This is a genomic window from Pseudomonas sp. NPDC078700, from assembly GCF_044542375.1.
Lineage (GTDB): Bacteria > Pseudomonadota > Gammaproteobacteria > Pseudomonadales > Pseudomonadaceae > Aquipseudomonas.
On record NZ_JBITUI010000002.1, the window covers coordinates 861,536 to 886,280 of the forward strand.

The 24,745-nt window shown below is 53.6% G+C and carries 20 protein-coding genes, 1 other RNA gene and 1 pseudogene; 3 read left to right on the plus strand and 19 right to left on the minus strand.

The features are described 5' to 3' along the window. Positions 1–131 precede the first annotated feature (131 nt). The 16 genes from galU to rfaH all read right to left on the minus strand — a co-directional run bounded on the left by galU (position 132) and on the right by rfaH (position 18,646). On the minus strand, positions 132–965 hold the full coding sequence (gene galU, locus ACIGCM_RS09765) for a UTP--glucose-1-phosphate uridylyltransferase GalU (protein ID WP_397501846.1): 834 nt from the start codon (positions 963–965) through the stop codon (positions 132–134). A gap of 32 nt (positions 966–997) precedes the next feature. Further along, a complete protein-coding gene (gene galE / locus ACIGCM_RS09770) occupies positions 998–2,020 on the minus strand; it encodes a UDP-glucose 4-epimerase GalE (protein ID WP_397501847.1) in 1,023 nt (340 codons plus the stop codon). 114 nt (positions 2,021–2,134) lie between these two features. After that, positions 2,135–3,154 (minus strand): NAD-dependent epimerase/dehydratase family protein, encoded by a 1,020-nt coding sequence (locus ACIGCM_RS09775; protein WP_397501848.1) that lies wholly within the window; start codon positions 3,152–3,154, stop codon positions 2,135–2,137. A gap of 38 nt (positions 3,155–3,192) precedes the next feature. Next, positions 3,193–4,602: a mannose-1-phosphate guanylyltransferase/mannose-6-phosphate isomerase gene (locus ACIGCM_RS09780; RefSeq protein ID WP_397501849.1), complete on the minus strand. Its 1,410-nt coding sequence runs from the start codon at positions 4,600–4,602 to the stop codon at positions 3,193–3,195. A gap of 13 nt (positions 4,603–4,615) precedes the next feature. Next, positions 4,616–5,767, minus strand: a complete 1,152-nt coding sequence (locus tag ACIGCM_RS09785; RefSeq protein WP_397501850.1) for a glycosyltransferase — start codon at positions 5,765–5,767, stop codon at positions 4,616–4,618. Then, on the minus strand, positions 5,764–6,810 hold the full coding sequence (locus ACIGCM_RS09790; protein ID WP_397501851.1) for a glycosyltransferase family 4 protein: 1,047 nt from the start codon (positions 6,808–6,810) through the stop codon (positions 5,764–5,766). Before ACIGCM_RS09790 ends, ACIGCM_RS09785 begins: the two co-directional genes overlap by 4 nt. Before the next feature lie 92 nt (positions 6,811–6,902). After that, on the minus strand, positions 6,903–7,820 hold the full coding sequence (locus ACIGCM_RS09795; protein WP_397501852.1) for a glycosyltransferase family 2 protein: 918 nt from the start codon (positions 7,818–7,820) through the stop codon (positions 6,903–6,905). 12 nt (positions 7,821–7,832) lie between these two features. Continuing rightward, positions 7,833–9,110, minus strand: a complete 1,278-nt coding sequence (locus ACIGCM_RS09800; RefSeq protein ID WP_397501853.1) for an oligosaccharide flippase family protein — start codon at positions 9,108–9,110, stop codon at positions 7,833–7,835. Between the two features lie 5 nt (positions 9,111–9,115). Then, positions 9,116–10,570 carry a hypothetical protein gene (locus tag ACIGCM_RS09805; protein ID WP_397501854.1) on the minus strand — a complete coding sequence of 485 codons (1,455 nt, stop codon included), beginning with the start codon at positions 10,568–10,570 and terminating at the stop codon, positions 9,116–9,118. A 58-nt stretch (positions 10,571–10,628) separates the two neighbouring features. Beyond that, positions 10,629–12,020, minus strand: a complete 1,392-nt coding sequence (locus ACIGCM_RS09810; protein ID WP_397501855.1) for an undecaprenyl-phosphate glucose phosphotransferase — start codon at positions 12,018–12,020, stop codon at positions 10,629–10,631. Continuing rightward, complete coding sequence (locus tag ACIGCM_RS09815; RefSeq protein ID WP_397501856.1) at positions 12,021–12,818, minus strand: hypothetical protein; 798 nt, start codon at positions 12,816–12,818, stop codon at positions 12,021–12,023. Further along, a complete protein-coding gene (locus ACIGCM_RS09820) occupies positions 12,815–13,555 on the minus strand; it encodes a tyrosine-protein phosphatase (protein WP_397501857.1) in 741 nt (246 codons plus the stop codon). The genes ACIGCM_RS09815 and ACIGCM_RS09820 overlap by 4 nt, the downstream gene beginning before the upstream one ends. Before the next feature lie 221 nt (positions 13,556–13,776). Continuing rightward, on the minus strand, positions 13,777–16,014 hold the full coding sequence (locus ACIGCM_RS09825) for a GumC family protein (RefSeq protein WP_397501858.1): 2,238 nt from the start codon (positions 16,012–16,014) through the stop codon (positions 13,777–13,779). Then, a complete protein-coding gene (locus tag ACIGCM_RS09830; RefSeq protein WP_397501859.1) occupies positions 16,014–16,544 on the minus strand; it encodes a polysaccharide biosynthesis/export family protein in 531 nt (176 codons plus the stop codon). The genes ACIGCM_RS09825 and ACIGCM_RS09830 overlap by 1 nt, the downstream gene beginning before the upstream one ends. Positions 16,545–16,569: 25 nt before the next feature. Next, positions 16,570–17,730 carry an outer membrane beta-barrel protein gene (locus tag ACIGCM_RS09835; RefSeq protein ID WP_397501860.1) on the minus strand — a complete coding sequence of 387 codons (1,161 nt, stop codon included), beginning with the start codon at positions 17,728–17,730 and terminating at the stop codon, positions 16,570–16,572. 412 nt (positions 17,731–18,142) lie between these two features. Next, entirely contained in the window at positions 18,143–18,646 is a 504-nt protein-coding gene (rfaH, locus tag ACIGCM_RS09840) for a transcription/translation regulatory transformer protein RfaH (RefSeq protein WP_397501861.1), read from the minus strand. Positions 18,647–19,371: 725 nt separating this feature from the next. Here rfaH and ACIGCM_RS09845 point away from each other — a divergent pair. Next, a pseudogene (locus tag ACIGCM_RS09845) lies at positions 19,372–19,688 on the plus strand (type II toxin-antitoxin system RelE/ParE family toxin). Between the two features lie 40 nt (positions 19,689–19,728). Beyond that, the gene (locus tag ACIGCM_RS09850) at positions 19,729–20,061 is read left to right on the plus strand and encodes an XRE family transcriptional regulator (protein ID WP_397501862.1); all 333 of its coding nucleotides are present in this window, start codon (positions 19,729–19,731) and stop codon (positions 20,059–20,061) included. A 90-nt stretch (positions 20,062–20,151) separates the two neighbouring features. Here the strand turns inward: ACIGCM_RS09850 and ssrA are convergent. Continuing rightward, positions 20,152–20,538: a transfer-messenger RNA gene (ssrA, locus tag ACIGCM_RS09855) on the minus strand. Between the two features lie 141 nt (positions 20,539–20,679). Here ssrA and ACIGCM_RS09860 point away from each other — a divergent pair. After that, positions 20,680–23,607 carry an ATP-binding protein gene (locus ACIGCM_RS09860; RefSeq protein WP_397501863.1) on the plus strand — a complete coding sequence of 976 codons (2,928 nt, stop codon included), beginning with the start codon at positions 20,680–20,682 and terminating at the stop codon, positions 23,605–23,607. A gap of 130 nt (positions 23,608–23,737) precedes the next feature. Here ACIGCM_RS09860 and ACIGCM_RS09865 read toward each other — a convergent pair whose 3' ends face one another. Together ACIGCM_RS09865 and ACIGCM_RS09870 are read right to left on the minus strand one after the other, a co-directional pair. Then, positions 23,738–24,151 carry an HPF/RaiA family ribosome-associated protein gene (locus ACIGCM_RS09865; protein ID WP_397501864.1) on the minus strand — a complete coding sequence of 138 codons (414 nt, stop codon included), beginning with the start codon at positions 24,149–24,151 and terminating at the stop codon, positions 23,738–23,740. 263 nt (positions 24,152–24,414) lie between these two features. Beyond that, positions 24,415–24,690, minus strand: coding sequence for a hypothetical protein (locus ACIGCM_RS09870; protein WP_397501865.1), 276 nt, complete (start codon positions 24,688–24,690; stop codon positions 24,415–24,417). Positions 24,691–24,745 lie beyond the last annotated feature (55 nt).

A 24,745-nucleotide genomic window follows, 5' to 3' on the forward strand; every position in this document is an offset into this window, starting at 1 on the left:
GCGTGTCTTAAGATAATGGCGCGTCTTGATCCCACTGACGGCGTAAGGGATGCCGTTCTTATTTTCTATGTACAAAACTGCAGAAGGGGTATGCCCACCAGAGTGGCGGGCAGCTGTGATGCGCTGGGCGCTTACTGGCCGTTCAGGTACAGCTCTTGGAAACAGAAATTTGTCGCCTCTACATAACCTTCTGCACTGCCGCAATCGAAGCGCCTACCTTTGAATTTGTAGGCCAGCACGCAGCCGCTCTTGGCTTGCTTAAGCAGCGCATCGGTGATTTGAATTTCACCATTCTTACCCGGCTCGGTATCGGCAATCAGGTCGAAAATATCCGGTGTGAGAATGTAGCGGCCAATGATTGCCATATTTGACGGGGCGTCTTCGGGCTTTGGTTTTTCCACCATGCTGTGTACACGGTAAAGGTCATCGCGGATCAGCTCACCGTCAATCACGCCATACTTATGGGTCTGATCCGCAGGGACTTCCTGAATCGCCACAATTGAACAGCGGAACTGGTTGTACAGCTTGATCATCTGCGTCAGCACGCCGTCGCCGCCAATGTTCAGGCACAAGTCATCCGCCAGTACCACAGCGAACGCTTCATCACCGATTAGTGGCGCACCGCAGAGAATCGCGTGGCCGAGGCCGTTCATGGCCACCTGGCGGGTGTAGGAGAACGTGCAGCCTTCAATTAGCTCACGGGTGGCAGTCAGGTAATGTTCTTTGTCAGTACCCCGTATTTGGTGTTCTAGCTCGTAGCTGACATCGAAGTGGTCTTCCAGTGCTCGTTTACCTCGGCCCGTGACAATTGAGATTTGATTCAGGCCTGCGTCTCGTGCCTCTTCAACGCCATATTGAATCAGCGGCTTGTTGACAATGGGCAGCATTTCCTTAGGCATGGCCTTGGTTGCTGGCAGAAAGCGTGTGCCGTAACCGGCGGCAGGGAATAGGCATTTGCGGATCATGTAACCTCCTTGAACATCACGATAAAAAGCCTTTAGTTGGCGTACCCTTGCGGATTACCTGACTGCCAGCGCCAGGTGTCGCTCATCATTTCAGACAACCCACGCTCGGCCCTCCAGCCTAATTCACGTGCTGCCTTGCTGGGGTCTGCCCAGCACTCGGCAATGTCCCCCGGGCGGCGATCAACCAGCTTGTACGGCACTGCTTGGCCGCTGGCTTGCTCGAAGGCACGGATCATTTCCAGCACGCTGTAGCCCGCGCCAGTGCCTAGATTCCAGGCATTAATTCCGGCGTTTTTGCCCATTGCTTGTAAGGCCTTCAAATGACCCGCAGCGAGATCAACCACGTGGATGTAATCGCGCACACCCGTTCCGTCAGGGGTCGGGTAATCGGCACCAAACACCGACAGTTGTTCGAGTTTGCCGATAGCGACCTGACTGACATACGGCAATAAATTGTTTGGGATGCCATTTGGGTCTTCGCCGATCAAGCCACTGTTGTGCGCGCCAACCGGGTTGAAATAGCGCAGCAAGGCAATGCTCCAGCGAGGGTCGGATCTAGCTAGATCTTTGAGCATCTCTTCGATCATCAATTTCGAGCGACCATATGGGTTCGTCGGCACCCCGGTCGGGAAGTCTTCGCTGATGGGCATTTGCGTTGGCTCGCCATACACCGTGGCTGACGAGCTGAACACCAAGCGGAAGATGCCAGCGCGAGCCATTGCCTGACACAGGATGACACTGCCAGCGACGTTGTTTTCGTAATAGTCCATGGGGAAACGCACGCTTTCACCTACGGCCTTAAGCCCGGCAAAGTGCAGCACGGCAGATATTTTCTGTGAGCTGAAGAGGTTATCCAGCAGTAACGGATCGCGAATATCCGCTTCGATAAAAATCGGTGATCTACCGCAGATGCGGTGCACACGGTCCAGCGATTGTGCTGAGCTGTTGCAGAGGTTATCCAACACCAGCACGTCATAACCTGCCTCCAGCAAGGCAAGTGTTGTATGCGAGCCGATGTAGCCGGCACCACCGGTTACCAGAATTTGTTCTCTCATAGGAAGGCCAACCAAGGGAAAGGTAATCAGGGATATCGGTCAGGTGTTGAGGTGTGCAGATGGTTGTGCGTTTGCGGGGGAAACTGGCAGGGCGTTTGTAAAGACACGCGGGCTTTATCGCCACTCCTCTGGGCAACTGGTTTTCCAGTCTGCAAACGCCGACGCCAGGCTGTACTGATACGCGTAGCCGTTTTCCACAAGGAAGTTCGGCAGGATGTTGTTGGAGCGCACCAGCTTGCGAATACGCACTGGGCTGAAGGGATGCTTGATGCCCAGAGGGCGAGCTATCAAGTCGATGCTATAGGCTACCGACAGCAGTAAGGGGTAAGGCACTGCCGGCACTTTGCGCTCGATGACAGCCACGTTGCACACCGCCTCGACATATTCCTGAATCGACGGGCCGGGGTTCATTGTCATGTTGAACAGGGAGAAGTGCAGCGCTTGCTCTTTCTGCCGTTGCAGCACCCAGAGCATGGCCGCGCAGAGCTCTTTCACATAGGTGCCAGCTTTGCGTGTATCGCGGTTCCCCATATAGAAGAAGTAGCGCTTGATCACCGCTTTAATCAGCCGCGATACGTTACCGCCTTCGCCGGCACCAAACACTACGCCAGGGCGAACGATAACTAGGTGACGCTGCTCTTTGTCGGCGGCGAGCCAGGCTTGGTGGATCTTCTCAGCTGCTAATTTCGAGCCGCCATACGCCGTTGCAGGTACGGGGAGGGTGCGCTCGTCTTTTTGCTGCTCGCTGGGGCCGTAGGGTGAAATCGAACTGGTGAAAATCAGATCAGTACACGCCACTCGCTCGGCCCAGGCGCAGACATTTTCCGCGCCCAGCAGGTTGGTTTCGTAGTACTCGAAATCCTCATGCCCCGGTTCACGGTGCACGGCGGCGAAGTTGGCGATCAGTTCGACTTTTTCATCGGGTATCCAGTCGATAACTTTGCGCACATCGCCATTTACTTCAATCACCCCACTGGCTTCGCGCACCAGCTTGGCACGGTAAGGAAAGGGCTTGTTGGCTACCTGCTCCTTATCAAACAAGTAGACCTTGTCGTAACCACCTTGGGCGAGGATTTGCTTGGCGAAGAACACGCCAATAAAACCCGAACCTCCAAAAATAACGGCGCAGTTCATCGGTAATTCCCTCTCATGAAAGGCAGCTATACGGCGAATCAGGCTCGGCCGTATTTGTCTTCGAACCGTACAATGTCGTCTTCGCCCAAGTACGGGCCGGACTGTACTTCAATCAGATTGAGCGGAATCACGCCTGGATTTTCCAAGGCATGGACCTGACCGATTGGGATGTATGTGGATTGGTTTTCCGTGACCAGAAACGTGTCGTCGCCATTGGTGACCTTGGCGGTACCGCTGACTACTACCCAGTGTTCGGCGCGGTGGTGGTGCATCTGCACGGAGAGCTTGGCACCAGGTTTTACGGTGATGTGTTTAACCTGATAACGGTGCCCTTCATCAATGGAGTCATACACGCCCCATGGGCGATACACCTCGCGGTGATTGATATGTTCGTCACGGCCTTGAAGTTTGAGTTGCTCGACGATTTTCTTCACATCCTGCACCTGGTCCTTGTGCGCAACCATTACTGCGTCTTTGGTTTCCACCACGACCAAGTCTTTGACGCCCACGAGTGTTACCAGGCGGCTGGCGGCATGAATGTAGTTGCTGCTGCTGCCGTGCTGGAGCACGTCGCCTTTGACGACGTTGCCGTTTTCGTCCTTCTCGCTGACATCCCATAGTGCTGACCAAGAGCCAATATCGCTCCAGCCGGCATCCAGTGGCACTACCACGGCGTCTTCGGCTTTTTCCATCACGGCGTAGTCAATGGAGTCATCCGGGCATAACTCGAAAGCGGCTTTGTCCACGCGAGTGAAGTGCATGTCCTGTTGGCAGCCCGCAAGGGCTGAGCGGCAGGCGGCAACGATCTCCGGCCGGAAGCGCTCAAGTTCTTGCAGGTAACGGCTGGCATGGAACATGAACATGCCGCTGTTCCACAGGAAGGCACCGCTGGCTAAGTAGTCGGTGGCAGTTGGCAGGTCAGGCTTTTCCACAAACTGGCTGACAGCATAACCACCCGTACCGTCGGCTTTACCTTTTTCGATATAGCCATACCCGGTTTCCGGGTGGGTTGGCACAATGCCGAAAGTCACCAGCTTGCCGCTGCTGGCCAGCGGCAGGGCGGTTTGAATGGCGGCGTGGAAGGCAGGCACGTCCTCGATCAAATGGTCGGCGGCAAGTATTAGCAGAATAGGGTCTTGGCCGTCATTGGTGGCCTGCAGTGCGGCCAAAGCAATAGCTGGCGCGGTGTTGCGACCAATAGGCTCGAGGAGGATGTTGGACTTTTCCATGTCCAACTGGCGCAATTGCTCGGCGGCGAGAAAGCGGTGCTGCTCATTGCAGATCAAGAGTGGCGTAGCAATGTCCAACCCCTGTAAACGCTGGATAGTGGCCTGCAGCATCGAAACGTTGGCGTCACCCAGAGGTAGAAATTGTTTTGGATTGAGTTGGCGCGACAGCGGCCAGAGGCGAGAACCGTTACCGCCCGCCATGATGATTGGAATGAGCATGGGAGTGACCTTCTTAAGGGAAAGTAGGTTGGGCCGCCGCGACATGTTGTCGGTGCGTGGTTGATGGCAAATCGGCTAAGACCTGATCAACAAAGGTCTTGATCTGTTGCTTAAACACACTCTTATCGAAGGTGGCCGCGTGCTCATGCATGAGCTCGGGGTTGAAGTCGAACGCGCCCTTTTCCATTTGCTCCACCGCTTGGATCAGTGAATCGACAGTCTGCTCGTGAAAGTGAATACCGGTTTTGCCGTGAATCACTGTTTCCAGGGCGCCGCCTTTACCGTAAGCGATTACCGGCGCGCCGGCCGCCATGGCTTCTACCGGGACAATGCCGAAGTCTTCCATGCCCGGGAATATCAGGCCGCGGCAGCGTTGCAGGAGGTCTTTGATGACCGGAAAGGGCTGACGCCCCATCAGTTCAATATTCGGCGAGGCGATGGATTTCAAACGCTCAAATAGCTCGCCTTCACCAACAACAACCAGCGGTAGACCAAGTTTATTAAACGCTTCTACGGCTAGATCCGCGCGCTTGTACGCGACCAGTTGTCCAAGGCACAGGTAGAAGTCACCGCGCGCTTGTTCATGGTTGAACTCATTGGTGTTCACCGGCGGGAAAATCACCTCGGCCTTGCGCCGATAAAACTTGCGGATGCGCGCAGCAACAAAGCCCGAGTTTGCAATGAAATGATCAACACGGTCCGCCGATAAGCGATCCCATACGCGCAACCAATGCGCGACTAATGGGAATAGTGTGCGAATCAGCCGCCCGCTGCCCGCCATGTACTCATGGTACATGTCCCAGACATACCGCATGGGTGAGTGGCAGTAGCATATATGCACGGCGTCTGGGCGTGTGACCACGCCTTTGGCCGGGCCTGATTCGCTGCTAAGGATGAGGTCATAAGCGCTGAGGTCTAGCTGCTCCAGGGCCAGGGGCATAAACGGCAGGTATTTTTGGTAATGCTTCTTGGCACCTGGCAAACGCGAGATGAAGGTGTTGTTGATTTGCCCTGTGAAGGTTTCTGGCAAGGCTTGGCGCACCAGCTCTTCATCGCACACATGAATGAAGATATCTGCATGCGGGAACAGCTCGACCAGCGCTGTACAGACGGCTTCACCGCCACGATTGCTGAGCCACCAATAATGGATGATTGCAACTTTCATTGAAGCTCCCGTATGACTTGAGCAAGACGTTTGGCAGAGGTTTCCCAGCTGTAGCGGGTGATGTTGGCATAGCCCTTTTGTTTCAAACTCTCGGCTAATTCCGGGTTGGTGATTAACTGTTGAATCTTCTCGGCGATGTCCTGTGCACTATGCGGCGAGCAGTACAGTGCGGAGTCACCACAGACCTCAGGCAAGCTCGCGGTGTTGGAAACAATCACCGGGCAGCCGCATGCCTGGGCTTCTAGCGGTGGGATGCCAAATCCTTCGTAAAAGGAAGGGAAGATAAAAGCATCAGCTGCGCTGTAGAGACCGACCAGTTGTTCATCGCTGACTCGGCCAAGTAGCTTGATGCGGCTATCGGCTTCGATTTTTTTCACCAGCCCGGGGTCTGCAAAATTCTTGTTCAGTGAACCGACAATGTAGAGCTTGTGTGTGTCCTGTTGGAGCAGGGTGAAAGCATCAATCAAACCGTGGAAATTTTTCTGTTGGTTGAGTGACGACACCGCCAGCAAATAGCGTTCGACAGCCGGTTCTGTTTGGGTGTGAAACGAATTGGAAACGGCATTGGGGACGACTACAACTTTGTCTGCTGGGGTTTTGTAGATGTCGCAAATTTCTTTTTTTGAAAACTCACTGACGGTGAGCATTTTCAGCGAGCTGTTAATCGTCCGTGGGGTGGCCAGTTGGTATGCCAAGCGGAATTTCCAGGAAAAATTTTCCGGAAAACGCTCAAAGGCCACGTCATGCAGCGTAGAAATTTTGTTGCTGTAAAGCAGCGGTGCGGTGTTGGCAAGATTGACCAGTAGTGGTGAGCCGTTTTTGCGCAAAAAAAGCGGCAGGTCGATCTGCTCCCAAGCGTGCCCGGTGCGACTACCAATCAGTTCCACCCCCAGTGCTTGTGCTGCCTCATGCTGAACGATGTTGTGCGGAGCAACGAACCGGACCGAGGGCAGCAATTGTCGCAGTTGGAGGCTGATCTCCAGCGAGTATCGCTGCACGCCAGTCATGGCTTGCGTGAGAAAGCGGGCGTTTATGTAGACCAAGTCAAAAACCCTTTGCGCAGATAAAAGACAGGTAGCCGGTGCGGTGAACACCACACCAGTAGCAGGAGAGGGTAAGAGGGGTTAAGGAATGGTTAAATTTTCAGAACGTGCAGAGGATCGAGCTTGCCGGTAAACAAGTGCAAGAAGGCCAGAAAGTTACCGCGCAGGCGGCCGGGGAAATCTTTGATGCGCACCATCAACAGGGTTTTCACCACATTGGAAACGATGTTTTTCGACATCAACAGCGACGCCTTGCTCCAGCTCATCGAACCCTTTTTCAATAGGAAAATCGGGTTGGAAATCTGCGAGTAGCCGAAGCGTACACCGCTGGTGCGACCTGAGCTGACGCCTAGGTGTACACCCTTGCAGCTTGGTTCAAGAATCAGGCTGCCAAACTCCCGAGCACGACTGGAGTAGTCCCAGTCTTCCTGCCAGCCGTACATGGGTAGATGCTCGTCAAAGCGCTCAACGCCAGCCACGGTGCCGCGATAGGACATGTTGCAGCCATACAGGCCGTCGAGGCGTTTCGTTTGTGCGGCACTCGACCAATGAGTTTGCGCCGGTTTTTTACCGTCGATGTATTGCCGTGCGTCAAGCTCGGCGATACCGAATTCGGTGTTCACGCCATCGGCAAGTACGTTACCGGTAATGCCGACCACGGTTGAGTCTTGCTGCAGGGCCTTGGCGGCGTTTTCCAGCCAATTTGGAGCTGGGCGAAAATCATCATCGAAGAAGGTTACAAACCAGTCTTGCGGCGGTAGTTCTCTAACTACAGGCGCTAAAGCTACCAGCCCGGTATTGCGTTGAATCGTCAGGCCTGCAGTCGAGAGTAGAATAGCGATTTTCCCTGCGGCGAAGAGCGGGTGCCGCTCCAGCCCTGCTACATCTTTTTGCTCGCTACCGACTAAATAGATGAACGATGCGGCCAAGGTTTGTCTGGCCAAGTAGTCGAGTAGGACATACGTTTCCTTGGCGCGCCCTTTAGTGGCAATAATGACGAATGCCTTCATGTTACAAGCCCCTCATTTCGAAAGTCCCTTGGATTCAAATGTGAATAGCTGACGCACAATGCCCATTTTCCAACACGCGTAACTGAGGCTGATAAACACTAAGACTTCCCCAAGCAGGCGGGCTACCGCCATACCAATACCGCCGTAACTTATGCCTAGAGGGACTGCGCAAACCAGGCTGACAGCAGCGCTGCATAAGACGACCTTGGCCAGCAGCCCTTCTTCATGCAGCGGGATCAGTACATAGCTGCTCAAAATCAGGGTGATGGCGCTGATGGGGAAGATGAACGCCAGGCACTGCAGAATTGCCACGCTCGACTCAAAACCTGGGCCGAAAATCAGCGGCACAATCCAGTGCCCCAGCAGTAAAGTGCAGGCCAAACCAAATACGCCGATACCGGTTAGCAGCAGGAGTGCCTTGCGGATCAGGGCATATGCAGCTGCTTGGTCGCGGACAAATAAAGCGGTAATGCGCGGTACAAAAATCTGCCCGGCCGGAGCCATCACGCTTAGGCCTACAGCCACCAGACGTTCAGCTGCACCAAAGGCACCGACCTCTGCCGACGTGGACAAAATACTGAGCAGGTAGGTGGACGAAGCCACCAGTAGTGCTGAGCTGCCGGTGTACAGGAAAATTGTGCTGGATGAGCGTACCAAGGCCATGCCAGCTTTGAAATCGAGGGATGTGGCGCTAATTTCTCGGCGTACAGTCCAATGTGCAGCGCATAGGGCAATTACTGCAGAACAGAGCAGCGATAGCAGCACCAAGTCGTCATCTTCGGGGCCGCGCACCAAAGCAAAAATGAGACCCAGGCTGATGGCAAAGCCCAACACTTCCAGTTTCACAGCAATACGTGGGCGACCACTGCCAACGAAATACCAACCCAGATTGAATGCTGAAACAATACCCAGCGTGACCGCCAGGGTGCCCGTCAACTGATGGGCCGAGAGCACCGGCGATAACGCAATAGCGACCGCTCCACCAACAATGGCCAGCATCCCGAGCACAACGCGCGCAGTTAGTTGGTCACTGAACAGGCGCACATAGTGTTGCGGTTCAGCAGTCGCGATGTCGCGCATGCCGGCGGTGGCAAACCCCCATTCGACAAAACGCCAGACGATGGTCATCAACGACATGGCGGCTAGCACCACCCCATAGCCTTCAACCCCCAGCACCCGGCCAAAGAATGGAATCAGCAGTAGAAGGTAGAGATAACGAAAGGCGTACGCGATATAGACGAAGTAGAAGTCAGCGCGAGACTGGTTCTGGATATTGTTGGCGCTCGTCATCGTGGTTAATCACTCGGCGCATGCTTCGGCTGCAAAGTGCCCACATTGAATCGGTGGGCAGACTGATTGGTTTTGTTGTTAGTTGTCAGTATGACTGCCAGCGCAATACCGTATAAAAATGAATTGTAGCTACCAAAATCGGGTGTGGTACTGATCAGCAAGCCGACGGCGAACGGCGGGATATAGGCGTAGCGTGCGCCGCTCATCATGGCATTGCTGACTTCGTTTCTTCTTGTACTCAGCTTGCGCATTAGGGTTTGCAAGGCGAATGACAAATACAGAAAGCCGCCCAGCAGCCCGGTATTGCTCAGAATAGCTGCTAACGAGTTGGACGTACGAGTGCCGCCGAGACCCACGCCCAGGCCCCACGTGTCTATCAACGCTTGCCAGCCTACAGCCGTCCACATGTTGCGCTCCTCAAAGGAGCTTGACTGGGATTTGTTCACCACCATTTCGTTGAAGTTGTTGATGATCGGATCAAGCAGGTTTGGGGCAAACAAAATCACCAGGCCTAAAGCGATCAACGCCGTCCAGGCAGTCCAGAATTCCGCGCCAAGACCTTTACGACCGAAGCTGGAGCTGCGCCGCGAACTTTTTCGCTGTGCCCATTCGATAACCGCCAACAGGAAAAACACGATCAAACCAACGTAAGACGCCGATGAGGTCGATAGCCAGATAAACAGCACCAGTAAAAGGGTAAGCGCGGGTACCACGCGTTCTCGCAGCCAGCGATCCGTCATCGCGTGGCGGAAGAAGTACAGCAGGCTTAAAAACATCAGGCAGCGGATACCGTATACCGAGGCTTCTGGCATCAGGCCTACCACACGCTTGCCCCCAGTGACTTGAACTTCGGTCAGGAGGCTGTATGTGGCGGTACGAAAAGGGTCGAGTAACGGGTTAAGTGGTACGTACTGATTCAGGTAATCAAGCAAACCGGTGAGCACGGCCATTGCGCCACCCAAGCACATGGCGGCCAATGAGTGCTGGCGAGTGTTCGCGTCGCGCAATATGCGAGTAAAGGCAAATACGGCGAACACGGAAATGCTCAGGTAGGCCAGTTGTGAAAAATTTTGTGAAGTCGGCCATAGCGGTTCACCTTCGGTGTAAAGCTGCAAGTGCACCGGGATGATGGTGATCTCTCCGGCAAAAAACCGTGGCATAAAAATAGTGGTGAAAATCGCCACCAACCAAAACATAAATAGCCACAGCAAACGTTTCGGTGAGAGCGCCAAGGTGGCATAAAACTGTACACCGCCGGGCGCTGTGATGGTGCGCAAAATCAGCAGTAGCACAATCATTGGTGTTGGCGTCAGGGTCAAACCGCCGGTGAGTTGTGGTGGAATAACCGCAAATGCGCCGAACGGCATCGAGGCGAAAAACACGTACAGCAGAACATGAATTCTGCCGAACAAGCCCCACAAGGCGAGCCCCCAGAATATAACGATAGGAATGGCATCCATAGTTTGCTTGGTATGCTCTGAAAAATGGTTGAGTCCCAGGCCATGAGGCCTGGGGTAATCAGTAGATGTTTTTCGACAGCAGCGTGAATGGTGTTTTGATCAGGATTTTTACGTCCAGCCACAAGGACCACTGGTTGATGTAGTTGAGGTCCTGATTGACCCGTTGCTGCATCTTGTCGATTGTTTCTGTTTCGCCACGGTGGCCGGTGATTTGCGCCAGACCGGTGATGCCCGGTTTGATCCGATGCCGCGACATGTACGCGCGGATCTTGTCGGTGTAGTAGATGTTGTGGGTAATTGCATGGGGTCGTGGTCCGACCAGCGCCATCTCACCAAAGAGTACGTTGAACAGCTGCGGTAATTCATCTAGCGAGGTGCGTCGGATAAACGCGCCGACTGGCGTAATACGGTCGTCTCCGCGAGTTGCTTGTTTTACTGCCTGGTCGTCATGCAGGCGCATGGAGCGGAATTTCCACACCTTGATGACTTCACCATTCCAGCCATGACGTTCCTGTTTGAACAGAATCGGCCCCGGCGAGGAGCGGCGCACAGCAATGGCAATGCCAGCCATTACCGGGCTGAGCATGATGATCGCCAGCAGCGCCAGGCTGCGCTCCATAGCCTCTTTTGCGAACAGCGCCGCCGGGTGAGAGCTGATTGGACTTTCATTCAGGTAGATGGCGGGCATGTGCTCGATCTCGGAGATCGACTGATTGAGCAGCAACATACTGCCGAAGTCCGGAATCCATACCACGTCGACGCTCATGTCCAGCAGATCAATGTAGATGCCTTCGATGTGTGCGACTTCATCCAAAGGTACGGCGATGTATACGCGGCGTAAGTGTTCGCGCAGGATGATGTCACGCAGGTTTTCCAGATTGCCAAGCACCGGCAGCCCGCACTCATCGTTTGGGTCGCTTTTATCTGTGGTGATCATGCCGGCTAGTGGTACCCGGCTTGGGTGGCTCAGTTTCTCCGCCAAATCTTTGGCCAGAGCGCCGGTACCCACAATCACCGAACGTCGTTCTTTACGCAGTTTGCGCGAGTGCATGCGTGTAATCATGTGCAGTGGTAAGTAACTCAGCACTTGCACAGCAAAGCCAAGAACGGCCCAAGTAAACACGACTTCGCGAGAGTAGATACCCGTGGTTTTGGTGGCGAAGGAAATGGTGAGCAATGCACCCAATAACAGCCCCCAGCCAGCGGCCAAACGCCCCAGCCCAGAGAGCAGACGATGACGTTTGTGATAGACCTGAAGCGCCGCATAGCAAGGCACCGAACCGAGCAGCGTCAGGATGCCAAGCAGCCTGTATTCGCTTGGCGTTACCCCGTAATGCTGGATCACAATGACAGTCAGCGTCAGGCTGACAAGAAGCATGGCAGTCACCCACTGGCTCCAAAACGTCAGGCCCCGGCGATTTGCCAAAATACTGCTGTGCTGTGAAGTCATTTAAAGGTTACCTCCACGCTTACAAAGTTTGCGGATTCCGTCGAGGTCGTAGGCAGCTCTGTCACAGAGCATTTTTTCCAGTCCTGTGGACTGGGCCACGGCAAACAGGCGGGTTGCGTCAGCATTGCTGCTGCTTAGGGTTTTACGTATTGAAGAGAGGGCCGAGCTGCGTTGCTTTGACGTCAAATTTAACCAGGCACGTAGGCCGATATTGGCCAGTTCAAACTGCACTTGCGGGCGATAAGGCCCGAGTTGGTTGGCTTGCTCGAGTGCGTAGGCGAACTCGTTGTCGAATTGTCCTAGCAAATATTTGCTATGGGCTAAACGCGCCCAAGTATTCGGCCATGTTGGTCGGGCCAATATGGCCTGGCGATAGGCTTCGAGTGCGGCGTGTTGCGCCTGAACCGATTGGGGCTCAGATGGCCCGAGACTAAAGGCGCGCCAAGCCTGAACTTGACCCTGCTGGTCGTGGTAGGTGCCGCTGTTAACGGGGTAAAAACGATTAGCCATTTTTGCTGCGGCCAACGTGGTTTGCCACGTTTGCTCTGTTGGCGCTTGCCCGACGTTGACCCAGCGTTGTAGGGCCAGGCCGGTACGATAACTGGCTAAGCCTGCGAGTAGCATTTCGCCTGCTATCAGAAGTAAACCCAGTGCAGCTACCAAACACAGCCAAGTCAGGCTTTGTTTTAGCGCAGAAGCAGGTTTCGGTGCTTGTCTGCTGCGACGTCGGTCTTGATATGACGGGGTTTGCCCCGGTGTATCCGCACTGACGGGACTAATAGCGGTGACTGTATTCATGTGGTGCTTGTTACTGGGAAATGCCCATGGGCCATGCGCCAAGGATGATCCTCGACTAACTTGCGAGCTGCAGTTCCACCAATGAGACGAGTCGCCTGCTCCAGGCCAGGGAGTAGATTTGGTTGGCGGTTTTTCATGTTGTGGGCATCACTGGCAAGTATGGTTATGTGGTTGCCCAGTAGTAGAAATTCGGCCAAGTCCTGTGCGGTTGGGCCAAATTGCCCGGCCAGAGAACCAGCAGTCACTTGTAGCAAGCAGCCCTGTTCTAGGAATGGCTGAATGCGTTTGTAGTTAGCCATCACCCCCTTGTTACGTTCCGGATGGGCAATCATTGGCTGGATGTTGTTTTTCAGCATCCAACCAGTGAGCTTGTCGGCCTGCGCTGGAATTTCGCTGTGAGGAAACTCCAGCAACAGCACGTGGCGACCATTCCATTCGCCGACAAAGGGCAGTTCGTTGCGTCTCGCCAGCGTCACCAGGTCTGAATCAAATCGTGCTTCCGCGGCCGCACTCACGTGTAGGGGAATGGCGGCCTGCTCCAGGGCAGCGGCAAATTCGGTTACGGCTAGGGCAATACTGGCTGCCGTGTTGCTATAACGGCCAGGGTGCAGGTGCGGCGTGCACACCATATGTGTGGTGCCGCAGGCCACCGCATGCGCCGCAAGTTCTAGTGCCTCGACCATGTTTTGTGCGCCGTCATCAATGCCCGGCAGTAGGTGCGAATGGAGGTCGATCATGGGCGGTCTTCCGGATGCAGGCGCAGCCGAAGCAAGCAATGCATAAAGCATTGCCGCATACAGCAAAGTTATTGGCATAGGGCAGGCGGACCGAAAGCCAGGTTTCAGTCCTTGTTCTGGATCGAGAGTAAGTCGCGTGACGTTGCCACTTAAGGCGGTAGATATGCGTTGGGTAGGCTCAAGGCGCTACCCTCTAAGTGGTCGCTTTAAACGTTCTGAAATTAGCTCTGTGGCTGAGCCTGATTGCCGTAACTGTCGTAGTAGTTGGCGTAGCTGTTTCCATAGCGCTTGGTTTTGCTCAAGTCGACTTGGTTTAGTACTACACCGGTCACGGGGGCATTGTTTTGCAGCAATTGGCCAACGCCTTTTTGCACCATGGGTATCGAGGTGCTTTCTGCCCGGATCACGTAGATCAGTGCATCGGAAATGGTCGCGAGCAACATCGAGTCGCTCACGGCTTGGGTGGGCGGTGAGTCGATGATGATGCGTTGATATCTACTCTTCAGACTCTCAAGAATTTTTGTCAGCCGCGCTGACGAGAGCAATTCCTGTGGGTTCGGTGGCACCATCCCGGCCGGGATCATGTCGACATTGCCGACAGTGCGAATGCATTCCTCAATCTTGGCAGTGCCAGCAATCAGGTTGGCCAGGCCAGGTGCGCCTACCGGGAAGTCAAAGTTGCGTGACATGGTGGGGCGGCGCAAGTCGGAATCTATCAGCAGTACTTTTTCGATGTGTGCGAGTGAGAACGCCAGGTTGTTGGCAATTGAGCTTTTGCCTTCACCTGGCACGGATGAAGTCACCAATACAATTTTCCGTGGTGAGTCCAAGTCAGACAATACCAAGCTGGTGCGCAGGGTGCGGATTGACTCACAGAAACGCTTGTCCTTGTTCTCTTCGAATAGATGGGCAACCTGATGGCGGTTCTTCTTCAGCACCATCGGCACCACACCCAGTACCGGTACGTTGAGTTTGTTTTCCACGTCGTCAGTGCTTTTGAAGGTATTGTTCAGTGCCTCAAACAGCAGCGTCAGGCCGATACCAATAACGCCAGCCAGTACCGCAGCCATGGCGACAATCAGCGATTTGCGCGGTTTGCTCGGTGCGCTTGGGGTTATCGCCAAGTCGACGATGCGGGCGTTAGCCGAGTTGATATCGGAGGTGGCTGCAGTCTCCTTCAAGCGCGTCAGAAAGGTTTCATAAAGGACGCGGTTGCTATCCACTTCGCGCTGCAACTCACGCAGTTTGAACTCCTTGCGTGAAATGTCTTGGATCTGCGCTTTGTTATTGTTGAACGACTTGCTCAGCGAGCTCTCGTTGGCCTGCGCCAGTTGATAGTTGCGCTGGAGCCCGGCCACCACCAATTGCACTTGTGCCTGAAGGCTTGCTGTTGCAGCGGCCAGTTCGGTGCGAGCGGCAATCATACTTGGGTGCTTATCACCATAACGGCTGGATAACTCGTCTACCTTTGCTTGCGACCTGGCGACATCAGCTTTGAACTGTTGAATCAGCGGGTGGCCCAGAACGGCTGGCACACTGGCCAGTCGGTCGAGATCTCCAGAGCTCAAGGATTGCACTTGGCGGTATTGGCTTTCGGCTTCAGCACGAGCGCGACGGGCATCAATCATACGATTGCCGGTCATCGACAGCTCATTGGCACTGATGGTGGCAACACCGTCGACGTCAACAAGGCCTTGGGCCTCGCGGTAGCCCTGCAGGGTGTTCTCAGCGTTGCGCAGCTTTTCTTGCAGTTCAGCCAGACGAGAGTTCATCCAGTTGGTGGTCGAGAGTGACATATTCAAGCTGGCATCCAACTGGCTTTCGATAAAGCCTTCAGCCAGGGCATTGGTAATCTTGGCTGACAATTCGGCGTTGGGCATTTCGATGCTGATGGCCATCAATTGGCTTTTGCCGACGAATCCGACGTTGATCAAATTCATGAGCTTTTGCGTAGCGTAATTAGTCAGCTCTTCTTCGCTCGGGCCGGTGTTTTCGTTCTCCGGGAGCAGGCCAGGAATCAGGTCGCCAATGCCTAGATTGCGCAGTATGTTTTTGGGGTCTATCAGCGGCTTGGAGTTCTGGCGTGGATCGAAAAATGGGTCCTCAATAAGATTCAGTGAGCGAACCACACGCTCAGACAACGCCCGCGATTGCAGCAAACCAAGTTGGGTTTGCAGGTATTCGCTGGTGGTGTTGGCTGGGTCATAAATTTGTTGGAACGACAGCACTTGAGGGTTTTTTTCCTCAATCAGCAGGGTGGCGCTGGAGCGATATTGCGGCACTAAATTGAGCGCAGCAACGATCGCCAGCATGGTTACTACAACCACTAAGGCAGCGATGTTCCACTTGGCAGCCCAGAGCACATTGCCTAGTTTCAGAAGGTCGATGTCTTCATCGTCTTCACTGCTATGGCGAAGAGGAATGAACCGTTCACTGGTAACGCGCGGAGTGTTATCCATCAGAAAAAACCCTGCTTAATGGTGATGGAGTCGCCTGGGATAATTTCAGTTTCCAGTTCGGCTTTCTGGGCTTTGCGGGCGGTTCCGTTACCACGCATGATGGTTACTCGGTTGGTTGAGGCACGTTCGGTCAAGCCGCCAGCCAGAGCAATCGCACGCTCCAGAGTAAGGCCTGGTTGGTAGGGGTAACCGCCAGGTTTTTTGACTTCGCCGCTGATATAAAACTCGCGGTAGGTGATGACACTCACGGTTACCCGCGGGTCTACCAGGTAACCGTCTTTGAGTTTGCTGGCGATTAAATCTTCGATCTGGCTGGGCGTCTTACCCCGCGCGCGCACCTGGCCAATGAAGGGATAGGAGAACGTGCCCGCGTCATTCAGGCGGATCTCATTGAAGCTTAAGTCTGCTTCGCCAAATACGGTGATGCGCACCACGTCGCCAGAGGCAAGTTGGTACTGACCATCTCCTTCCGCGAAGACCAATTGGCAAAACACCAGCGCTACAAGCGCTAAAACACTTCTGTAAGTCATAGGGCGTGGCTCAAGATGTTTTCGCTCAGAGGCTGCCTGTTAGGCTGATCATGTAGATGTTGCGTTTGTACCCTTCGTTATCTGCATCGGAGTTATTGTCTATATAGGTATAGCCAACGCCGATGTCTAACCAGCTGCGCATTTTGTAAGTCAAGTTCGCTCCTGTTCTAGTGATGTCGTCTTGGCGGTCCTGGCCTTCGTAATCCTGTTGCGAATAGCCGAGAAATACCCGGGAGGTGATGCGTTCGGTCCAGCCATGGCTCCAGGCCAAGGTGGAACTGGTGTTCTTGATGGCATCGGAGCCGTCGTCACCCTCATCGAAAGATTGCCGCGTAGACAGGCTGAATTTCGAGTAGGTGAGGGGTTCCCAGTCAATGCCGATTTCCCACATGGGGCTTTCCAAGTCATCAACGTCGTTGCGCTGGAAGTCTTTCTTCTCGTAGCCCACACGTATTTTTCCGGTGGTTTTTGCCGTGGCCTCCCAGACAACACCGGCCAGCAGAGCGTCTTCTGTGCTGTTCCGTGGGCTATTGGTCAGGAGATAGTCATAATCGGTATGACGCGCTTCAAGCAGAGCAGTAGTGGAACCACCCAGCCGATGAAACCACACGGCGTTTATGGCGGTGGTGTCGCGTTCTTCGTCGGCATTGATGTTGCCGCTATTGTCGTAGCGTAACTCCGCGTAGCTGGCACCCAGGTCGATACGATTACTGGCCTTCTCAACGCCGTAGCTATAAACACCGCCAATCGATTTGACGTGGTATTTGTCGTTCTCTGTCGCCACCGCCGTGTCGGCAGTGTCTTCCATTTTGCGGTATTCACCGGTCAGCTTGAGGCGCTGTCGGGCGGTGAATTCCATGATGCTTTCAAGCTTGATTTTATGATCGGTGTTACTGGCGTCAGAGTCATCGTGGTAGATCTGGGTATTGCCTTTATAGGTTAAGCGATAGGCACTGTTACGATCTTCGGCAACCAGCGCCAGCTCAGGCTCGATTGTGGTAATCCAAGACGACTCTTCATCTGTGTTTAGCTCACGGAAGTTATCGTCGTAGGTTTCGCTCACCTTCAGTGTCGGGGTGAATTGGAATCCGGCCACATCGACACTTTGCGGGTCGAGAGCCCACGCAGACGCTGGCAGTAGCGTAGGCGCGAAAAGCACGATGGCGAGCTGGCTAGTTGATTTCATCCACATATCCTTGCGTTCTGCATCCCACTAAATCTCGGGTTAAACCGTTGTGTCAGCTCGGGCTTGCGGTGCTGCTGTCGTTGCTAGTTCCAGCATTACTACTGCTTGGAACATCCTCTGCGGATGCATCGGCAGCTAGTGCGCTAGCGCAGGTGAGGATGAATAAGGTGAGTACGGTCATGAGTGTGCGCATGTCTTGTCCTTTTTCTGGCGAACCAAACCAAGTAATCCAGCACTCGTGAGTCTTCAAACAGAGCGTTCAGGCACGCTACCGCCCCAAGGTTTTTCGTTAATCCCTTGAGACGAATCTGGCTGTTTAAATGTTTATTTCACCCCACGAAACGGGGGCTTTAATGCAGCCTCGAGGAATGCCATCCAGCATCCTGTAGCTCTTGCTCTCTGGTGGAGCTATTCAAGCGCTCTTGATGTATTCCACAGGTATTCGAACCTGATGTTCGCGACTCAGTAGTTGCAGTAAAACGACTACGCGTTCGTGCCCGTCCATTGATAGGAAGATACCTTCCAAGGTGTTCAGTGGGCCTTGAACGATTTGAACCGTGTCGCCGGGAGCCAGAGTGGGCCCCGACTGATAAGTGCGGCATCGCTCGTAGAGGTGCTCGATAACGTGATCCGGCACCTTAAGTGGCGTGTTGTTGAAGCTGACGATACGACTGACACCCCGGGTTGACCGTAGAGGTCCCCAGTTGTCTTCTTGTGAGAGAGCAATAAACAGATAGCCAGGGAAAAGCGCTTCCAGGCCATTTGAACGGGCTTCTCCGAGTACCGGTTTCCTGGAGATTTGCGGGTGAAAAACGGTGTATTGCTGATGCTGGAGATTAAGCGCCGCCCGCGAGTCCTGACGGGGCTTGCATTGCAACAAATACCAAGATGTTAGTGCGGTATTGAGGCTTTCCATCAGCGTATTGCTCCATGCTTAACCTATGGGTGGCAGGGTTGGCGGCGACTTGCCAATCCTGGCTCCAGTCCTCCTGTCTCAGAGGAGGGGATATTTCGGCAAATGCAGGAAGCATACCAACACAGCTGCAAGTGCTAGAAATCTGGAGATGGAGCGATCCTATAAAAGAATTATGACTTTTTGACGTTTGTTATTTTTTAAAATCAATCAGATAAGAAAGCGCCATTTTGTTGACGTATTGTTTGTTGGCGCTCTTTGATGGGAAGTAGGCCAATGGCCGTCGAGCAAGTATTAGCGATTGGCACTGAACCAGTGCGCAGCGCCTCATTCGCGTGCATTGGGTGTTGGTGGCCCGGTGCGCGCCTGCTGTAGAGGTTCTCTGGCTGCCTTCACTTTGGGCAACGGTTGTTGTTTTGGGCAGAGGGCTCGTTTTAACCGGGCACCGTATAGAGATAAGTTCCTAGGTGACCCTGCGGCATGCTCTATATAGGCGGAGGCTTGCCACTGCTGGCTATCAGCCACCTTGGCAGACCTGGATCGACACTTCGTTGTGGGGGACAACGAGGTAATTTTGCCAATCGGTGGTTGTCTGTGGGCTGGATAAAAGCTTGCGGTATGCCTGTAGCAAATCCTGTTGAAGAACTTCGTCGTCGAGCAGGCTCTGTATCCAATAAGCAATTTAAATATTCCATTGAAGGAATATTCCTCAGAGGCTATATTGATTTATGACTTGGGATGTTGAATACACTGATGAGTTTGGTGCCTGGTGGGAAAATCTGTCAGAGGATGAGTAGGAGTCTCTAGCTGTTTCTGTGCCGTTGTTGGAAGCGCGTGGCCCTTCGCTGGGTTTTCCTCACAGTAGTGGGGTTAATGGTTCACGCTATAGCCGTATGAAGGCGCTTCGTACTCAGCATGATGGATGACCACTTCGCGCATTGTATGCCTTTGATCCCAGGCGTTCTGCGATCTTGCTTATCGGTGGAGACAAACTGGCGATGAGCGCTGGCATGACCAGAACATTCCTGTTGCTGATCGACTATAGGATGCGCACTTGCAACAGCTCAAAAAGGAGGGCCTGCTTAATGGCTAAGAAATTTTCAGATTTGCGCGCAAAAATGTCGCCTGAATCTCAAGCTAGAGTAGAGGCTAAAGCTCAGGTTTTGCTTGCTGAAATGCCGCTGAACGAGCTTCGCCAAGCCCGAGGCTTGTCCCAAAAGGTCTTGGCCGAAATGATGCACGTACAACAACCGTCCATTGCAAAGATGGAGAAGCGTACTGATATGTACATTTCTACGCTTCGCAGCCATATCGAGGCTATGGGTGGGCAGCTAGAAGTGGTTGCACGCTTCCCTGATGGGGCAGTAAAGATTACTAACTTCTCCGATATAGAGAGCGATAGCCTGCAGCGTGCCTAGAGTTTTCGACGCTTCTTCGTCACCGAACACCCAGAAAGCAAAAAGCCCCTGAAAATCGCTAGGAAATTCAAGGGCTTATCGTGTTGCAAATGGTGGAGCCGGGGGGATTTGAACCCCCGTCCGCCAGTTCTCCGCTGTCGGTTCTACATGCTTAGCCGTGTCTATTAAGTTAACCCTTGGCCGCCCGACGGGCAGGGTGCTTTGGGCGAGTTGTGTAAGTTTTAGCCACTTCGTCCACAACGTACTACGCGGCGATTCTGTTCTATATGACAATCATTTCGGGTTTACAGACATCCCCTAATGATTGCTGGAGCCGAAGCTACCAGAAGTGCGACTAGGCTGCTTACGCAGCTAGTTGAGCACCGTAATTGTCATCATTGGCAATTATAAAGTTTGCAACAGTGGATTTACGAGTTCTGTTACCCACTCGGCATGCCCCTCGAGTTTCGCTACCGGCGTCGAATCCTAATCGGCCCCAAACGGTGGTACGTCTCTAAGACCGCTCTAGTGTACGACAAAGCTCCACCATGCGTCGACCGCCAATACTCGATTGCTGAGCCACTCCTGCAGATAAAGGTATGATGGCGGTTGCTTGGAATTGAGTCTTCAGGAAAAAGCATGGGTATGTCATCACGGATAGCGTCATATCCACTGCGCCAGTGGATGTGGCGGGCGTTTGTACAGAGCTCGTTGATCCCGCTGGTGCTGGTTGAGTGCGTCTTGATTGCTGTTTATCTGCTAAGCAACTCGGCTATACGCGAAGCTCAGGTGGGGTATCTGCGTGAGAGTGCGCTCAGTCAGTTGTCGACCTCTGTTGATCGTGAGCGGCAAGTGATCGAGAGCCGCTTGAAAGGTGTGCAGGTTCAGGTTGAGCTGCTTCGTGATGCTGCGGGGGAGGCGCTGCGAGACAATGACTTCAAAGTGGATGAGGTTGAGCTCAAGCGCTACAGAACCAGCCCTGAAGGTATTTATTACTCTGAAGAGAGGCAGGGCCGCGCGGCTTCTTTTTATTCGAATCTGACGCCACTGCAGCAGCAGGACCACAGCAAGGTCTTGCGTTTGGCTCAGATTGACCCGCTTTTGCGCTCCATCCATGCGGCGAACTCGACTGTAGCGGCTGCCTATTTCAATACGTGGGACAGCTACAACCGGATTTACCCTGCTATCGATACGCTTGCGCTTTACCCGCGTGATTTCGATATAACCAAGTTTAATTTCTACTACAAGGCTGACGCCGCGCATAACCCTGAGCGCAAGACGGTCTGGACCGATATTTATCTCGATCCTGCGGGCCAGGGTTGGGTTATGTCGGCTATTGCGCCGGTGTACCGCGATGGATTTTTGGAAGGCGTGGTTGGGCTCGATGTCACGGTCGGTGAGTTGATAGAAGAGGTCAGTAATCTGATCGTGCCTTGGAATGGCTATTCAGTTCTGATCGGGCCTGAAAATACCATCATGGCGATGCCCAAGGCGGGTGAGCAAGATTTTGGTTTAGATGCGCTTACCGAGGCATCGTACGACGGCGCGGTGAAGGCTGAAGTCTTGAAGCCCAAACGTTTCAGCCTGGCTGGCCGTACTGACATGCAGCCATTGCTGGACGCCATTACCCAAGGTGATAGCGCGGTAATTGAGACCAATCTTAACGGCCGTAAACAATTGGTGGCGTGGAGTGAGGTTGAGCAGACGGGCTGGAAGTTATTGCTGGTGGTTGATGAGGTAAATATCTTTCGCGAGACCAATCGTATTTCCAGCCATTACCTGAGTATCGGCTACCTGATGATTGTTGGCTTGTTGCTGTTTTATTTGCTGTTTTTCGGCTGGATGTGGCTGCGTTCAAAGCGGATGAGTGCTTTGTTGTCTGATCCGATTGACGCGATAGTGGGCATGCTTCGGCAGTTGGGTGGCGGGCAATACAGGTTGCAAGCCGTGCGCAGTGAGATCAGCGAGCTGGAGTCAATTTCAACAGCGGTGCTGCAGACCGCTGAGCAGTTACACGCGAGTGAGGTTGAACGCCACGAGGCGCAAGGAATTCTCCAGTTGGTGCTTGATAGTACGACTGAGGGCTTTTGGGAAGTGGATCAGGACTTACTCATCATTAACATCAGCGAGCGCTTTCGTGAGCGATTTGGACTGCCTGAGTGCGCGGTCACGTTAAACGATTTTAATCAGCGTTTGCATCCAAATGACTTGCAACGCCTGCGTCATTTGCGTGAGCAGTTTTCGCACAGTGATCAAGAGCATTTTGAGGCGGAGTACCGTTTTGCAGATGCGCAAGGGAACTATGTCTGGCTACTTAGCCGCGGCAAGGTATTGGAGCGAGATGAGCAGGGGCATCCGCTTCGTGTTGCGGGCACTTATGTTGATGTGACGCGATTAAAACTTGCCCAAGAGGAGTTGCGCAGTGCCACTTTGGAGGCGCAATCGGCAAGTCAGGCCAAGAGCCGTTTCCTGTCGAGTATGAGCCATGAATTGCGCACCCCGCTTAATGCGATTCAAGGGTTTGCCCAACTGATTGAGCTCGATAGCCAAGATAATCCAGGCCGCCAGCAAGAGGCAGATTATGCGCACGAGATTGTTAACGCCAGCCGTCACCTGACCTCGCTGGTTGATGACATTCTTGATCTGTCGAGCATTGAAAGTCGGACTCAGCAATTACAAATGGAGCCTGTTGATGTTGCCGGCTTGTTGCATGGCTGCGCTGAGTTAGTGCTGCCTGAAGCTCGACGCCGCGAGTTGGATATCCATGTTGAAATTGATAAGGATGTCTCGCTATTTGTTTACGCGGATGCTCGTAGAGTCCGCCAGGTGATCCTCAATTTTTTGTCTAACGCGATCAAATACAACTCCCCGCAAGGGGGCATCAAACTGGGTTACGAGGTGCGTTCCGACTCTGTAAGGCTGTGGGTTTGCGACACGGGTGATGGGCTCAGTGAGGAGCAAGTCAGGCAGTTGTTCGAACCCTTTCAGCGCCTTGGCCGTGAGAGCTCTAATATTCCGGGGACAGGCATAGGTTTAGTGCTGTGTCGCGAACTTGCTCACTTGATGAGGGGCGAGATCGGGGTTCAGAGTGAAGAGAGCAAGGGCAGTTGTTTCTGGATTGATCTACAGAGTGCAGGGCAGCCGACGGAACCTCACGAAGAGGTATCGCTGGCACCGAAACCACCGTTGGTGGTATGTATCGATAACAGCCTTGTCGCCGAGCAACTGGCCAACGAGGTGTTGCATGGTTTGGCCCATGTACGTGGCGTCGACAATGCTCAGCAGGTGCTGGCAATGCTCGACCAGGAAGTCCCGGTGTTGTTGCTGTTGGACCTTGATTTACCGACGCCTACCGAAGGCCTTGAGGTGTTACGCGCACTCAGCGGCAATCTGATGCTTGCCGGGCTTCCGATAATAGTGATGAGTGGGCAAGCTGATGAACAGTTGTTCGCGCGCGCCCGGAGCCTTGGTGCTAGTGCTTGCCTGAGCAAGCCCATAGAGCTGAAAGCGCTGCGTCGCGTGCTGTTGTCCTCGCTGCACGTTACCAATCAAGCCGCTCGGCTATAGGCGCTTCGCGATTGCTGTGCACGGTGGGTGCGTTTCGAGTTGTTGGCCCGCCATTAATGCAAAACGCCCAATGCAGTGCATCGGGCGTTGGGGGTATGACTCGTTGCTCGTGTTCGAGCCGAGGCTTTGATCAGCTATGCAATGCTTGATCGTTCTCCAGGAATTCTTCCTGTAGCAGAGCATCGGAGTTGCTTAACGTATGATCCGCACTCAGTGCAGCCGCTCCGCCGCGTTTGTTGCGCAGCTTACCGAACATATGTTCAAGGGCATGGTTGAGTTTGGTGGCAGCGCCTTCCACAGCTTGGTCCAGTGAACTGGCTTTGTGGGTGACGGAAATCGGTTGATGGCCTTTAGGGCGGGCTTCCATCTGGCAGCGCATGTCGTCTGGGCCGGGCTTATCGCCGTTCTCGTCGCTGAGGTGTACTTCAACGCGAGTGATGTGTTCGTCGTAATGCGCCAATGCGCTTTCTACTGTGGTGCTGACCCACTCCTCCAGTCTGCTTGTGCTATCGATGTGGTTATCACTATTGACTTGGATTTTCATAGTTTTCCCTTACTTAGGCACGCTCACATAATTTGAACATACCTTATTGGGCTAGGGTTGTGGTGTCTTATTGCAGTTATTTAATGAAGCCGTGCACTCGATGGATGCAAGTGCTGACTTGGGGTAGGGGGAGTTGATACCGGGAAAGCGTAACGCATCCGACCAAGGCTTCGAATGATCGCAACGGTTGGGCTCCCCCGGTGAAGCTCAAAACTAAAAAGACAGCTGATGGGATTAACCAAGCAGCTGTCTTTCAGGTTTGATTAGCCGGCGTCGGTGTTGGTGTCACCGTTGGGGCCTTTAAGCATTTGCAGCGCTTGTTCGGCATGGCTGCCACATTCTTTTACATTGCCAGCGGCTTTGGCTTCTTTGGCAAGTTTTGTATGTTCTTCAACCTGCTCTTTTAGCGGTGTGCCGAGCGTACTGATGACGGCGGAGCTATCATCGAGCTTCTGCAGATTTACATCACATAGGTCAGTTGCAGCGAAGGCCGGTGCTGTCAGAGCGGCTGCGATTACGAAAGCTGAAATACGTTTCATAGAAGTCATCCTTTTCAATGGTAGGTCTCGCGAGTTAACTCATAAAGTAGAGTAG

Excerpts from the sequence above, each read along its gene's own strand:
- galU (WP_397501846.1), bottom strand. The coding sequence starts at position 965 with ATGATCCGCAAATGCCTATTCCCTGCCGCCGGTTACGGCACACGCTTT.
- galE (WP_397501847.1), bottom strand. The coding sequence starts at position 2,020 with ATGAGAGAACAAATTCTGGTAACCGGTGGTGCCGGCTACATCGGCTCG.
- ACIGCM_RS09775 (WP_397501848.1), bottom strand. The coding sequence starts at position 3,154 with ATGAACTGCGCCGTTATTTTTGGAGGTTCGGGTTTTATTGGCGTGTTC.
- ACIGCM_RS09780 (WP_397501849.1), bottom strand. The coding sequence starts at position 4,602 with ATGCTCATTCCAATCATCATGGCGGGCGGTAACGGTTCTCGCCTCTGG.
- ACIGCM_RS09785 (WP_397501850.1), bottom strand. The coding sequence starts at position 5,767 with ATGAAAGTTGCAATCATCCATTATTGGTGGCTCAGCAATCGTGGCGGT.
- ACIGCM_RS09795 (WP_397501852.1), bottom strand. The coding sequence starts at position 7,820 with ATGAAGGCATTCGTCATTATTGCCACTAAAGGGCGCGCCAAGGAAACG.
- ACIGCM_RS09800 (WP_397501853.1), bottom strand. The coding sequence starts at position 9,110 with ATGACGAGCGCCAACAATATCCAGAACCAGTCTCGCGCTGACTTCTAC.
- ACIGCM_RS09805 (WP_397501854.1), bottom strand. The coding sequence starts at position 10,570 with ATGGATGCCATTCCTATCGTTATATTCTGGGGGCTCGCCTTGTGGGGC.
- ACIGCM_RS09810 (WP_397501855.1), bottom strand. The coding sequence starts at position 12,020 with ATGACTTCACAGCACAGCAGTATTTTGGCAAATCGCCGGGGCCTGACG.
- ACIGCM_RS09815 (WP_397501856.1), bottom strand. The coding sequence starts at position 12,818 with ATGAATACAGTCACCGCTATTAGTCCCGTCAGTGCGGATACACCGGGG.
- ACIGCM_RS09820 (WP_397501857.1), bottom strand. The coding sequence starts at position 13,555 with ATGATCGACCTCCATTCGCACCTACTGCCGGGCATTGATGACGGCGCA.
- ACIGCM_RS09825 (WP_397501858.1), bottom strand. The coding sequence starts at position 16,014 with ATGGATAACACTCCGCGCGTTACCAGTGAACGGTTCATTCCTCTTCGC.
- ACIGCM_RS09830 (WP_397501859.1), bottom strand. The coding sequence starts at position 16,544 with ATGACTTACAGAAGTGTTTTAGCGCTTGTAGCGCTGGTGTTTTGCCAA.
- ACIGCM_RS09835 (WP_397501860.1), bottom strand. The coding sequence starts at position 17,730 with ATGAAATCAACTAGCCAGCTCGCCATCGTGCTTTTCGCGCCTACGCTA.
- rfaH (WP_397501861.1), bottom strand. The coding sequence starts at position 18,646 with ATGGAAAGCCTCAATACCGCACTAACATCTTGGTATTTGTTGCAATGC.
- ACIGCM_RS09850 (WP_397501862.1), top strand. The coding sequence starts at position 19,729 with ATGGCTAAGAAATTTTCAGATTTGCGCGCAAAAATGTCGCCTGAATCT.
- ACIGCM_RS09860 (WP_397501863.1), top strand. The coding sequence starts at position 20,680 with ATGGGTATGTCATCACGGATAGCGTCATATCCACTGCGCCAGTGGATG.
- ACIGCM_RS09865 (WP_397501864.1), bottom strand. The coding sequence starts at position 24,151 with ATGAAAATCCAAGTCAATAGTGATAACCACATCGATAGCACAAGCAGA.
- ACIGCM_RS09870 (WP_397501865.1), bottom strand. The coding sequence starts at position 24,690 with ATGAAACGTATTTCAGCTTTCGTAATCGCAGCCGCTCTGACAGCACCG.